Source organism: Paenibacillus sp. p3-SID1389, from assembly GCF_025151705.1.
GTDB classification, from domain to species: Bacteria; Bacillota; Bacilli; order Paenibacillales; family Paenibacillaceae; genus Fontibacillus; species Fontibacillus phoenicis.
Window position 1 is genome coordinate 15,315 of the sequence record NZ_JALXVO010000005.1, and the last position, 13,709, is coordinate 29,023.

General features: G+C 56.7%; 7 protein-coding genes and 1 pseudogene. 2 read left to right on the top strand and 6 right to left on the bottom strand.

Features of this window, described 5'->3' with window-relative positions; genetic code table 11:
- Nucleotides 1–23: 23 nt before the first annotated feature.
- A complete protein-coding gene (locus M3G15_RS03460) occupies nucleotides 24–971 on the top strand; it encodes an AraC family transcriptional regulator (protein WP_260070081.1) in 948 nt (315 codons plus the stop codon).
- Between the two features lie 34 nt (nucleotides 972–1,005).
- Here the strand turns inward: M3G15_RS03460 and M3G15_RS03465 are convergent, their stop codons facing one another.
- The 6 genes and pseudogenes from M3G15_RS03465 to M3G15_RS03490 form a co-directional block, all read right to left on the bottom strand.
- Nucleotides 1,006–1,374 carry an MmcQ/YjbR family DNA-binding protein gene (locus tag M3G15_RS03465; RefSeq protein ID WP_009223843.1) on the bottom strand — a complete coding sequence of 123 codons (369 nt, stop codon included), beginning with the start codon at nucleotides 1,372–1,374 and terminating at the stop codon, nucleotides 1,006–1,008.
- 111 nt (nucleotides 1,375–1,485) lie between these two features.
- Nucleotides 1,486–3,867 carry a glycoside hydrolase family 95 protein gene (locus M3G15_RS03470; protein ID WP_260070082.1) on the bottom strand — a complete coding sequence of 794 codons (2,382 nt, stop codon included), beginning with the start codon at nucleotides 3,865–3,867 and terminating at the stop codon, nucleotides 1,486–1,488.
- Nucleotides 3,864–6,317 carry a glycoside hydrolase family 95 protein gene (locus tag M3G15_RS03475; protein ID WP_260070083.1) on the bottom strand — a complete coding sequence of 818 codons (2,454 nt, stop codon included), beginning with the start codon at nucleotides 6,315–6,317 and terminating at the stop codon, nucleotides 3,864–3,866. The genes M3G15_RS03470 and M3G15_RS03475 overlap by 4 nt, the downstream gene beginning before the upstream one ends.
- A 14-nt stretch (nucleotides 6,318–6,331) precedes the next feature.
- Nucleotides 6,332–8,047: a right-handed parallel beta-helix repeat-containing protein gene (locus tag M3G15_RS03480; protein WP_198136165.1), complete on the bottom strand. Its 1,716-nt coding sequence runs from the start codon at nucleotides 8,045–8,047 to the stop codon at nucleotides 6,332–6,334.
- 156 nt (nucleotides 8,048–8,203) lie between these two features.
- Nucleotides 8,204–8,629, bottom strand: a pseudogene (locus M3G15_RS21495) (hypothetical protein); the annotation flags it as partial.
- Between the two features lie 201 nt (nucleotides 8,630–8,830).
- Entirely contained in the window at nucleotides 8,831–11,122 is a 2,292-nt protein-coding gene (locus M3G15_RS03490) for a helix-turn-helix domain-containing protein (RefSeq protein WP_260070084.1), read from the bottom strand.
- 352 nt (nucleotides 11,123–11,474) lie between these two features.
- Between M3G15_RS03490 and M3G15_RS03495 the strand changes: the two genes are divergently transcribed.
- Complete coding sequence (locus M3G15_RS03495) at nucleotides 11,475–13,691, top strand: helix-turn-helix domain-containing protein (RefSeq protein ID WP_260070085.1); 2,217 nt, start codon at nucleotides 11,475–11,477, stop codon at nucleotides 13,689–13,691.
- The last annotated feature ends 18 nt before the right edge of the window (nucleotides 13,692–13,709 follow it).

The window sequence follows — 13,709 nt, forward strand, 5'->3', positions numbered from 1 at the left end:
TATTCTTATGAGGAGGCGTTTCTGTGGATCATCAAATTCGCAAGCCGGACGGTTTTGAGGCGCAAAAGCTGTTCGTTCAACCGGACTATATGCTGAAAGAACTGAACAACTCCACGTTGACTCGGCCGCTGTTCGTCAGCGACATCGGTTTTTTCCCGAATGCCCGGCATCATTATCGGGAGCGCCCGGAAGGGGCGGACGCTCATATCTTCATCTATTGTGTGGAAGGCGAAGGATGGGTGGAATGGAGCGAGGAACCCACGGACGGCAGACCAGACCGCTCAGGAACGACGACGAGCAAAATGCAACAAAGCTACCCGCTGACCGAGCGCCAGCTGGCAGTGATCCCGGCGCATAAGCCGCACCGATATGGGGCTTCGACCGATAAACCCTGGAGTATCTACTGGTTTCACCTGCAGGGCGAGGATACCAACGCGTTGATTCACACCTACGGCCTGGACCAGGGCGGCCCTGTCCGGCTGCCGCTGAGCGTACATGCCCAGCTGTTGGAGCATTTTGAGCAGTGTTACCGCCTGCTTCATGACAAGCACTACTCTCTGCCCGTGCAGATCCATGTCGCCCAGACCATGCGCCACTTGCTTAGCAGCATCGGGCTCAGCGCCGAACGGTCGGCGCAGGACCGCAAACGCGAACGCTATTTCGATGAAGCGGTCCGCTACATGACCGAGCGGCTGACAGAGAGCCTCACGCTGTCCGAACTGGCGAAGCAGGTTGGGCTGTCCAAGCAGCATCTCGTCTACTTGTTTAACCGGGAGGCGGGGCTTCCGCCAATCGAATATTTTCTGCGGCTGAAAATGCAACGGGCCGGACAGCTCCTTGACCTCACCGGCTTAAGCGTCAAAGAGATCGCCGGTGCGGTCGGCTTGTCCGACCCGTATTATTTTTCGCGATTATTTAAGAAAATCATGGGGTACTCCCCAACCGAATACCGCCGTATTCCGAAGGGATAAGCCCCGGAGCGGCCGAAGCCTTCCTGCGCCGACATTACTTGCCGATGCGCATCAGGACCGCCTCGCGGGCGGCTTTCGTCAAACCGCCAAGCACCAGATCGTACGAGTGGTCGATCATGGCCCGCAATTCGTCCATCGACAAGCTGCCGTCCACGGTGACCGTATTCCAGTGCTTTTTATTCAGATGATACCCCGGCTTCACGCATTCATGCTGCTCCCGGAGATTGGCGGCGATCACGGGATCGCATTTTAGCGAGATGCTCGCGGTCTCATCGTCGGCCGTGACAGGCAGCAAGGCGAACATTTTTCCCCCGACCTTGATGACCGTCGTCTCCGGGCCAAAAGGATACTCCTCGACGGCCCCTTTTTTGGACAAACAATACGCTACCAGTTTACGGTACACGACCCTTCCCCCTCATAGGCTTGCTTATGGTGTAACTATATCATGCAGGCCACGGGAGGAAAAGCCGCTTCCCGTTTCCGAATTGACCCCGATTGTGTTGCAGAGCCAGAGCTATCCGTTTTGAAGCGTCAACGCCCCATCAAACCGATACTCCCCGCCAGCTTTGGCCTCAAAGGTTACGCGGCGGTCGCCAAGACTTAAGGTAAACGTACCCGGGGAATACGTACGCACGACTGCGCTGCTCAACCGGCCCGCTTCCCAAGCGAGATCAACCTCGGCGTTGCCCTTCGCCCGCAGTCCCGTCACCCGGCCCGTCGGCCAAGCCGCCGGAAGCGCCGGAAGAAGGCGGATGTTGCCGCCCGGCCGGCTTTGCAGCAGCATTTCCGCAATCGCCGCCGTACCGCCAAAGTTACCGTCGATGACAAAAATGTTCGTCTCTGCCCCGGCGATCCCCGCCTTAGAATAGCTGAGCAAATTGTCGAAGCACAGCTCCCCAATCAGGTGGGAAATATGCTTCAAAGCGCGGTCCCCATTATACAACCGGGCAAAAAACAACCCAAACAACGCCGCCGTAAACTCGATATCCTCCAGTTCATCCTGCTGCATGCGGTTTTCCAGCGTCACCCGGGCTGCGGCTGCCAGCTCCGGCGTCTCCTCCGGCGTGATCTGATGCGCCGGGTACAGCGCAAACAGGTGTGACAAATGGCGATGCTCCGGCTGTGCTTCCTCGTAGTCCTCGAGCCATTCTTGCAGCTGTCCCTTTTTGCCGATCTGCAGCGGGGGCAGCAGCGGGATTGCAGAGCTCAGGCGTGAGCGCAGCTCCACATCCTCCTCCAGCAGCTCCGCCGCTTCCAAACAGAACGTAAACAGCTCCCGTACGAGTGCCTGATCCATCGTGGAGCCCATCGACAACTGCCAGCATCCTTCCTCCGGACGCCCCGGGTAGAAGTGGTTCTCCGGGGAATTCGACGGCCCCGTCACCAGCCAGCCGTATTTGGGATGCACCGTCATGTAATCGAGGAAAAACAACGCCGCCTCGCGCAGCACCGGATACGCCTGCTTCTCCAGGAATACACGGTCCAACCCGAACCGGTAATGCTCAATCATTTGCATAGCCAGCCATAGCCCGCCAGTTACGTTAAGTCCCCATGAAATATCCCAGCCCGGATCGGTAAACCCCCACACATTGGAAAAGACATGGGCCACCCATCCCGGCGAACCGTATACATCGCGAGCTGTCTTTTGGCCAGCGCGGGCCAAATCCTCCAGATAACGCATCAAAGGCTGCTGGCTCTCGCCAAGATGTACCACCTCGGTCGGATAATAGTTCATCTCCGTGTTCACGTCGAGGTGGTAATCACAGCTCCAGCCCATGCGGCATGCCTCGCCGTCATTCCAAATGCCTTGCAAATGCAAGGGCAGCGGCGAATCCTCCCGCGAACCGGCCAGCGTCAAATACCGGCCGTATTGCAAGAACAATGCGAACAGCTGGGGATCGCTATAGCCTTGCCGCAGCAGGCGAATCCGCTGGTCCGTTGGCAGTTTCGCCGCTTCTTCGGACGGACCCAGCTCGATGGACACCCGCCGGAACAACGGCTCGTAATCGGCCAAATGATCTGCTTTTAGCTGATCGTAACCCTTAGATAACGCCAAGGAAGCCTGTAATCGGGGCGCCAGCTCCCATGACCTCGACTCGCAGCGGTAATCCGTGGCGACGGTCAGATAAATGCATGCTTCGTCCGCGCCGCGGACCACCAGTCGGTCGTTCTGAACATAAAGGCTGCCGCCCCGGGTGTCGAGCTCGATGCGGCCGCGGCACCGGACGCCGCAAGCCCCGTCGCTATGCACCGTCTCCGTTGCCTTGCCGCGGAATTCCAGCGCGGCCATACCGGACGCCGAAACCTCAAACTCGGGCGTCAGTCCCGCAAGGCCAAGCGTAAACGAGACGCCGCCCGCCGCTTCGCTCCAGATCCGCGAGACGAGAACATCGTCAGCATGAGAAGCGAACAGCTCGCGCACCAGCGTTGATCCGGGCTGGCCGGAAGTTGTCGTCAGCAGGGCCGTCGACAAGTCCAACTCGCGTCGGAAAGGGGAGCACGCTCCGTTGACTGCCCCGGTCTCGGTCTCGCTGGGTTCGCCGGACGGAGCGAATTCGATCACCACATCGCACATCGCCAGATGGGTGCCAAAATTCCGCTTCGGCGGCTGCAGCGCTTGCTTCGCCAGCCGGTCGCCGCCCGCGTAATCGCCGGCGAACAGCCGCTCGCGGATCGCGGCCAGCGCCGCTTTGCCTCCGGACGCCGCGGATGCCGTCTCATCCGCTTGGCCGGACCAGTAGGTCGACTCGGTCAGGTTCCAGACCTCGCGCTCCGGCGCGGCCATGACGATGGCGCCGATCCGTCCGTTGCCCACGGGCAGGCCCTCCGACCAACCCGCAGCCGGCTTGTCATACCAGAGCTTGGTTGCGCCAAGCTCCGCTGCGTTCACCTTCATTGCCTTCCCTCCACCTTGCCGGAGGACGTCCGGTCATCCGGGACCAGCCGATACGTTTCCCCGGCTTCCGTCTCAAATCGGATATCGCCTTCCGCGATCCGTTCCACGGCTACCTCCACGCCACCGTGGTATACGGTCAGCGGCTCGCCCCCGCTGAGCCCCACGCGAACGCGGCAGGCATGGCCCAGCGTCGACACGATCTCCGCCTCGGTCAGCTTGCCGTTCGCCCAGCGCAGGCTTACCTCGAAGCCGCCGCGGGCACGAAGGCCGCGGACCTCGCCGTCCGGCCAGGCCTGCGGCAGAGCGGGCAGCAGCACCAGCGCAGGGAGGTGCGACTGCAGCAGCATCTCGGCGATGCCCGCCGAAGCGGCAAAGTTGCCGTCAATCTGGAACGGCGGATGTGCGCCCAACAGGCTGGCGTATACGCCGCCGTGGTTATAGCGCTCCGTTTCGCCGTCCTTCACCAGCCGCAGCATATTGCCGAGCAGCCGCAGCGCCCGATCGCCGTCGCCGAACCGGCTCCACAGGGCGACCCGCCAGCCCAGGCTCCAGCCGGTGCTTTCATCGCCCCGCCGCTCCAGCACTTGCCGCGCTGCGGCGAACAGCTCCGGCGTCTCCTCTGCCGAGAGCTGGCGGCCAGGATAGACGCCCACCAGATGGGACGTGTGCCGATGGTGGACATCCTCGTCCTCGAAATCCCGGCTCCACTCCTGCAGCTGTCCATACTTCCCAACCTGCAGCGGCAAGAGTCTCTCACGGGCCTGCCGCAGTTCCTCACGAAACGCCTCGTCAATGCCAAGCACACCTGCCGCTTCGATGCAGTTCGTAAACAGCTCCCAGATGAGCGACAGGTCCATCGTCGATCCTTCACTAATCGCTGCAACTCCATTCGCCGTACGGAATTTATGCTCCGGCGAAGTCGAAGGCGAAGTTACGAGATGGCCCGATTCGTCTTCAATGAGCCAATCCAGAGCAAACAAGGCAGCATCCTTCAAGATGGGGTATGCAAAATCATGTAAATATGCGACGTCCCCGCCAAAGACGTAATGCTCCCATAGATGTTGGGTCAACCAGACACCGCCCATCGGCCACAGCGCCCAGACCGGATCGCCGCCGCCGAAATCGCCCACGGGTGCGGTTTGACCCCAGATGTCCGAGTTGTGATGGGCGACCCACCCCCGGGTACCGTAGTTGACGGCGGCCGTTTTGGCCCCATTCTCGGCCAGGTTGCCGATCATCTCCAGCAGCGGCCAGTGGCATTCCGCCAGGTTACACACCTCGGCCGGCCAATAGTTCATTTCCGCGTTGATATTTAGCGTCCAGTTGCTGCTCCACGGCGGCCGAGTCATCGCATTCCAGATTCCCTGCAGGTTAGCCGCCTGCGTGCCAGGCCGGGAGCTGGCGATCAGCAAATACCGGCCGTAATGGAACAGCAGCTCAACCAGCCCCGGATCAGCGGCCCCGTATTCTACGATCCGCCGCTCCGTGTCCAACCCTTCCGGGGCCGCCGTCTCCCCTAACCGCAAGCTGACGCGGCTAAACAGGGCTTGGTAGTCCTCGATATGCCGGGCCCGAATCTCCAGGTACCGGTTGGCTAATGCACCAGTCAAGTCCGCTCTGGCCCGAGCCGCCGCCACGTCCGCCGGTACCGATTCCGGTCGCCCCGCCCCGGGGATTTGGTCGAACCGGTCAAAGCTCGTCGCGGCGCTGAAATACAATACGGCCTCCGTGGCGTCCAGAACGCGGATACCGTCCCCGTCGACGCTGACCCGGCCGTCGGTTTCCGTTACCGCCAGCCGCCCCTCAAAGGCCATCGCCGGGGAGACGGCCGGATCGCCGTAGCGGATCGGGCGATCCGCGTTCACGTAGTTCGGCTCCACCCGTTCCGGCGCTGTCCCCCGCATCACGAATATCCCGTCTTCCACGGCGGCAATATGGCGGAGCGGACTGTCGAGCCGTGCATGAAAAGCAAGTGCTCCCGGCTGGCTGCACGTCAGCCGCATGGCGATGATCCGATCGGGATGGGATACGAAGATTTCGCGCTTATAGCTCACTTTCCCGACGGTGTATTCCGTCACGTGGATGGCGTCCGCCAGATCCAGCGTGCGCCGGTAACTCCGGCAGGCGGCCCCGTGCTCGAACGTCAGCTGTAAATCGCCAAACGGCAAATAGGATTCCGTGTACGGCCCCAGCATTTGACGTCCCAGTTGATCCGCCTCCTCATAACGGCCTTCCCGGACCAGCTTCCGCACCTCAGGCAATACCTGCCGGGCGGAGGGATTGTTCCAATCACGCGGATACCCGGACCATAAAGTATCTTCGTTCAGACTGATCGTTTCCCGTTCCACCCCGCCGTAAATCATCGCGCCAAGGCGCCCGTTTCCGACCGGCAGCGCTTCGGTCCAGACCGTGGCCGGCCTGTCGTACTGCAGCTTTGTGTTTCGCTCCATCTTTTCTTCCTCCCCTACCAGATCTTAGTTTCTCTCGCCTGCTCGTCACCGCCGAGGAATACATTCTCCGCGATCACCGCATCCGGGCATGCCTCCAGCCGGATAGCACTTCCTTGGTCGATTCCCCCAGAGAACGCCAGCGATATCGTGTTCCCTTGAAACACCAAATCCTGTACGCAGCGCGCGGACAGCAGCAAGCCGCGCACCGATTCGAAACGATTGTTCACGATGGCAATCCGGCGATGAACCGATCTCTCCGGGTGCACCTCCCGATTCTCCGGCGCAATGGTGATCACCGCATGCGCTTCACCGCCGCAATCGATCAATCGATTGTCCTCGAGGACCATCTCCTCTACCGCGCCCGACTCGTACCAGGAATGCGCATCAGCAGCAACAAGAATGGCACTCATCCGGATTCTTTCAAATACGTTGCCGCGAATTACGGTTCGCCGCCGCGTGGAAGCCAGCACCCCGCGCGTCGGAATACGGGCGAAGTGGTTGCCCGTGATCTCCACCTCCGGGGACCAGGTGATGTTCTCGACCACATCTTGCGCCCTCATCTCCCTCGGGGCAGGCTGCTCCAGCGTAATCAGCAGCTCGCGGGGGTTTAACCGAAGAACGTCGCTCACCCTGCCGCTTCCATAGGTCACCAGCGTATCCGCATGAACGAAGCCGACCTCGTCTCCGGCGCGGAAGGCGGATATCCCATACGTTTGAGGATGCATAAACCTCACCAGCAGCTGATTGGGCGCCGGACGGCCGACGATTCGCAAGTATGTCCCGTGGACGTTGATCGCATCGTCATGCGCGCCGGCAAACCGGCAATTCCGGATTGCCACTCGCCCCCGGCAGCCCGACACATGGATGAAATCCGCAAAGCCGGCCACCGTCCGGCCGCTTTCGGCCCGTGGCGACAGGTCCAAACGCTCGAAAACGAGGTTTTCGCTGAATTGCCCCACCATCCCAAGCCCATGCATAAAATGAAACCCGCAGCCAGAGAACGTGATATCCGCACTTTCATGGACAAGGACCCCCACTTGATCGCGGATTCCATCCCGCATCTGAACCACGCGGCCGGGGGCCAGCCCCTCAGGGATGGTGCGGTCAAAATAAAACCTTACCCGTCCAGGGCCAACTTCCTCCGCAGAGGTCGTCGCCTGCTCCAGCCAGTTGTCCACCCGCCAGGTTGTATTTTCGGCCGGGTCACATAGCTGCATGGGTCCGGACTGAAAGCGCCAGCCCTCGCCAACCCATGCCAGCCGGCCTTCCTGAATGTCATACCTCGAATCCGGATGCACCACCGCCTCCATCCAACACGCTTCAGGCTCGCAATGCACCACGGTCATCTCCGTCACTGTCGGTACGGCGTAATCAAAGTGAAGGTCATGGATGACGATATTTGCGCTGCCGTCGATCAACAGCATCGTCTGCTTGCCGTGGAACAAGAACAGGGACCCGTTCCCCCTAATGGTCAACCGCTTTTGTTCTTTCAGCAGTATCCCGATCGTTTTCGTGATATCGAAATGCTCCTCTTCACTTGCTGTATTGGTGACATGATAAGGAGCTCGGATCGCCGATTGCGGGTAAAAATGATATCGGCCATAAGGCACCTCCAGCACAACCGGCCCTTCCGTTCGCGCGGCTTCCTCCAACGCCATCTGCATGGCTGGCTGCGTATCCTCTTGCGTATCCGGCCGGGCCCCATAATAACCTAAGGAGATCACAGTCACAGGTGGTTCATCCTCCACGGGTACCTCCGAACGGAGCGTACCCAACATGTGTTCAGAAGCTAGTCCTGGCGTTATCCTATCTTCGCCCAACATAACACATCTGCTCCTCTCCATCTATCGCTGTTTTGGAAGAAAAATGCCGGAAAACGCCCCTATCAGCGCCAGAATAATCGGAATCGGAAATCCGGCGAGGATGAGATACCCGCTGAGAAAAATCGTGTTCTTCACCAGCGTCCAAAACTGCGGATTTTCAAAAAACAGTCGGAAATGCTTGAACTCTACCCACGGACTTCCCCAGATCCCTTTGATCACGTTGTAGTCCTTGAACGCCAGCACCGCATTCAGCATCGGGTAGTATTTAAAAATCAGAAAAAACAAAATGGGAGGAATGACCAGCAAATGCAGCTGCCAGTGCTTCTTGATATTTCTGCGCGCGGTACGCCAGTAACTGGCCTTGCGCTTGGCGTCCGGGACGTAATCCGGTTGGAAAGCAAGTTGTTTTTCCAGAAAAATTCCCCCTATAAGTTTTGTAAGCGCCTTGATGGATGATAGCGTTTTCTTCTCGAGTCGATCATAGGGCATGTTTGGCGGCGTTGAACAGGTACACTTCCGTCTTTTGGCGTACAGTTCTCCCGTTTTTCAGGGAACATCCTTCGGTACGGGAGCCACGATTCCGCAAATAAAAAACAGCGGCCGCACCCTTCCTCATTCGGAAGGTACGGCCGCTGCTAGGCGGTTGTACGTTATGGACTTAACATGGATGAATCGTCTGGCCGATCCCGATCAATCCTGAAAGGACTGCCTGTAAGCGCTGGGCGAAACTCCCGTTAACCGTTTGAATGCCCGCCGGAACGAGTGGGAGCTGTTGTACCCCACCCGGGCGGCGATTTCGTCAACGGTATAGTTGCTCTCCTTCAGCAGCAATGCGGCCTGGTCCATCCGCACTTTAATCAGATGATCGGAATAATTCACCCCGGTCACTTCTTTAAACAGCTGGGAGATGTATTTCTCCGGCCGCTCCACGTACTCCGCGACCCGATATAGCGTCAGGTCCGGGTCGGCATAGGCTTCGGCTGTATACTGATAGATCTGTTTGATCAGCTGGGCGTGTGAATCCTTCTTCTTCTTGGCGATAAAACCGCACAATTCTTCCATAATCCCATGGATATCCTGCTGAATCGTCTCCAGCGGCACAGTAGGGCTGATGTCAATGATTCGCTGCTTGACGCTCTCGAACAACGGGGATTCCAGGAAGATTTTCTGATCCAGCAGCTTGAGGAACGTCCCCTTGATTTCCCCGACGAGCTGGTTTTTCATTTCCACCGACAGCTCGCGTTGCTCCAAATTCTGCGCGATGATCGAATCGATAATCTTCTGGGCTTCTTCCAGCTCCCCGGCCCGGATCGTGCTGATCAGGCGATGCTCCGTATCGAGGGGGTAATAGTAGGTCGTGTTTGTGCTTTGCGTTTCATGGCTCCACAGGATGCCTTTCTTGTTCAAGTAAACCGCATATTCCAGGGCCTGCTTCGCCTGATCGAAGGATTGGCCGACCTCCGTGACGCTGGCAAAGGCTTCGCCAAATCCGGCTTGCATCGAGATTTTGTATTCGGCGAACACATGCTGGGCAAGCTCCTCCATCAGTGTGGTAATCCGCTCTTCCTCCGCCGGCCCTGGCAGCTGATCCGCTTCGCAAAAGAACAGCAGTACGATTTTGTCCGACCCCACATCGGTCATCGGCATCGGCCCTGCAAGCTCGGTGATCGCCTGCTTCATCAGCAGCCTTGCGGCGTTTAGCTCATTCAGCACCTCTACGGTATCCATGCCGGCGTATCCGTTGATTTGCAAAATACCAACATAGCCTTCGCCTTGCCGGAGCGGAATGTCGGCCTGCGCCGCCGCAGAGACGATCTCCTCCCGCGATTCAAATTCCCCGGCAATCAGCCGCTTCAGGAAAGCGTCGCGCACCAGCGGAAGCTGGCGATGAAGCTCCGCCTCCAGCAGTTTGTTCTTCGTAATCATGCCGGCAATGTTCCCGCTTAGGAAGTCAAACTCGTTGTGCCCCGTATCGTCATCCTTACCGAACTGCTCCTTCATCACGCCGATTAATCGGTTGATGGGGAGACTGTTCCGGTAAGCCAGGAACAAGCCTACCAGCAATCCGATTAACATCGCGCCGCCTGTAATCATCCAGGAGATCCGTTTGATCTGGTTGGGTTTCTCCATGAGAGTGCTTCGTGGGATGCCGGCTTGGTAAACCCAGCCGTTCTTATCGGATCGCGTCGTGATCACGAGATCGCTGCCATAAAATTGGCTCGTCTTGCTCTCGTCAAACTTCGGATCAGAGTGCAGCTTGGCGATATCCGGTACCGTTTCCCCCTGAAGGAAGATCGTATTGCCCTCCGCATCGTAGATATGAACCCACCCGCCGCTTTGTTCCGTTAAACCGGATAACAGTCCGGCAATCGTCTTCTGATCTATTAATACAACGACGATCGCTGGTGAGGTATCGTTAAAACTATCCAGAGGCAGCGATTGCATGTAGGTGATCACGGAAGTTTTCATGTCCCGTTCGCTAAACGGAGTCAGCGGTTTGATTTCGCTGCGGTGGGTTGTGCCCAACACCTGCTGCTCCCATTCCTCAAACGACAGATTATCATAATGAAAATACTCATAATAATGCTCCGGCCGGTAAGACGATCCGGAGGTGATAATTAAGTTATAGTTCGCCAGATATATAAAATAGTTACGCAAAAAATCGTTGGTTTGCCCAAACGTCAGAACGTTGCGCATCGCCTTCCAGATGCCGTACACATCCCTCTCCGTACCTCGGTCGTTCATCAGGGCGTTAATCTCCTGGCTGATTGCCAACTGCCGAGTCATGCCCTCCACTTCCGCCATCCGGTGCTCGAGCAGCTCTTGGCTTCTCTCCAGCTGAATGACGCTGTTCTCGATGGAGATCGACTCCGTCACCGAGATGGAAGTCCGGTACGAGATATACCCGCCGATGCAGGGAATGAGCAGGATAGCGACATACGAAATCAGAAAGCTGCGGAAAACCCGGGAATGCCGAAGCATGGGATGCCCCCCATCTTTATTGGTAGCGCTCTCATTTACGGCCGAGCCGTCCGCTTTTTTCGTTTCATCATTATATCTATATAGCCATTTCATTCTGTCCAGCGGCATGGAGCGCCCCTTCAATCCAAGCATATCGAGGTTCGCCTCGCTTGGATAGGTACTCCTGGGTAGCTGAGCGTACAATTTTCCCGGCTTGTCCCTCGCAGAACCGCGCAGCGGCGCGGGTTTGCAGAAATGTTCGACGAAGTGTGCAACCTGCGCCAAATAAAAAATGAGAATTTCGAATAAATTGTGAATTAACAACATGAATGGGATCTCTTATAATAAATGAAACGGTTTAGGAGAGTTGGATATGCGAATGAACTGGTATTACCGTACGATTCTTTCCTATGCTCCGATCCTCTTCGTGATCATTTCTTCCATGATCTTCGTGATTTTCTTAGCCCTCAACAACGCTTCCGAGCGAAAATACTTGGAAACCAACAAGGCGATCCTCGATCGGATCGTCTTTAACGCGGATGCGAATCTCATGCTAATCGAGCGCAACGTCGTCAGCAAGGTGTTGATGGACGGCGAGATTCAGGACTACTTCGCGAACGCCTCACAAGATGCATTGGGTGACTTCTTGCTGCAGAAAAAACTGATTGACCTAAGCTTAACTTTGCCTTTTGCCAACACCATTTACATTTACAATGAAGCCGAACGACGGATCATTTCGGATTTGGGGTCCTATTCGCTGCGGGCGTTTGGGGATGCAGACTTCCTGACAGCCAACTACGGCAGGAAGGAATCCGCAGGCTGGTTTAATCCACGCTCTTTCGCTTATTCGCCGCAAGGAGAGGAAGCGCAGCAGGTGGTCTCCTTGGTGAAATTTGTTTATACCGGAGACGATATGCGCGGGGCACTTGTGGTCAACGTGTATCAACGCTCTTTTATGGAATATCTTAATTCTTTTGATGAAAGCGATTACAACCATGTTCGATTAATTGATACCGCTGCCGCTTCGGAATCCCCGGACAAGGCGCCGACGATGAACCCGATTCAAGTTCAATCTGATTATACCGGCTGGACCTATGTTTCGGAGGGGGTCCATGATCAAGGCTACAACTGGTTGGCCCTTTTCTCCAACGCGTGGATGGTCATTTGGGTCACCTTGATCCTGCTGGCGCTGATCGGGTTTACGATCATCACCCACATCCATTACAAGCCGATTCAATCGATTATGGAAAAGGTCAGCCAGTTTTCGAACCGAAAAAGCGAGGAATTGGGCATTAAAGGAGCGGACAATGAGTTCACCTTCATCGAAATGGCGCTGGACCATCTCTTGAAGCGGTCGCTGGACTACGAGAACCTGCACAAGGAAGACAGCTTGCTGCGGCAGCAGCGGCTGTTTCACGATCTGTTAGCCGGGCATCTCGTGCTTACGGATGAAGAATTCCAGCAACGGCTGGCCGAGTTTAATCTGTCCGCCCCCTATGACCGGTTAGGCGTGATGGTTGCCGAACTGGACCGATACGCCGAGTTTACGGATAAATATAAGGTCAAAGACCAGCATTTGCTGAAGTTTATTATTGAAAGCGCCTTCCGCGATCTGGGACAAAGCCATCATGCCTTTGTCTGGCATGCCTGGATGGAGCCGCATCGCATCGCCTTTGTCGTGCATCACACCGCCGATCCGCACAATACCCAGGCGACCATCACTTATGCAGAGGAATTTAAAAAATGGATTCATCAGCATCTGGAGCTGACACTAACGATCGGCATCGGGGCCGATTCGACTTCGATTGATACCCTCGCGGATTCCTATCGGAACGCGGTGGAGAATGTGGAGCTGAAGACGGTGCTTGGCATCCATTCCATCATCGATAATCGGAAAAGCGCCGGCATTATGAATCTGGACCGATATGCATACCTGCAAGCTTTGGATTATGCCGCCCAGTCCTTCCGCATGAATGAAAGCGAATGGCGGGAGAAACTAACCCAAGTCTTTGGTGAACTGAGTAAAATGCGGTTTCGCAAGCGGGATATGGCGGAGTTTGCACAGGCGTTCCTTAAACGGATGGAACAGGCTGTATTGGCCATGTCCTCCCCTATTCAAACGCGCTGGAAAAGCGATTATCAAGACCGGTTCGCCAGCCTGACCGAAACGGCGGAGACGCTGGCAGAATTTCAAGAACAGTTCATGAGCCTCATGAATCAGTTCGAAGCCTGCGTGGAGGAAGACCGGCAAGCCCGCAGGCATCATAGCTTGGCGATGCAGGCCAAACATTACATCGATGCGCATTTCACCGATCCGGGTCTCTCCTTGGTTCAGGTCAGCGACTATTTGAACCTTCAGCCCAGTGCGCTAAGCGTTATTTTCAAAGAGGAAATTGGGGAGAAATTTGTGGATTATGTCTTGAAGGTTCGGATGCAGCAAGCCAAGCAACTCCTGCTGGAAACGGAGGATTCGATCCAGTCGGTGGCGATCAACAGCGGTTATCAGAACGTGAATTCCTTCTACCGCGCATTCAAGAAATTTCAGGACATTCCACCGGGGGAATACCGCAATATGTACCGTGCAACGTAAAAGATCTATAATCTGTGT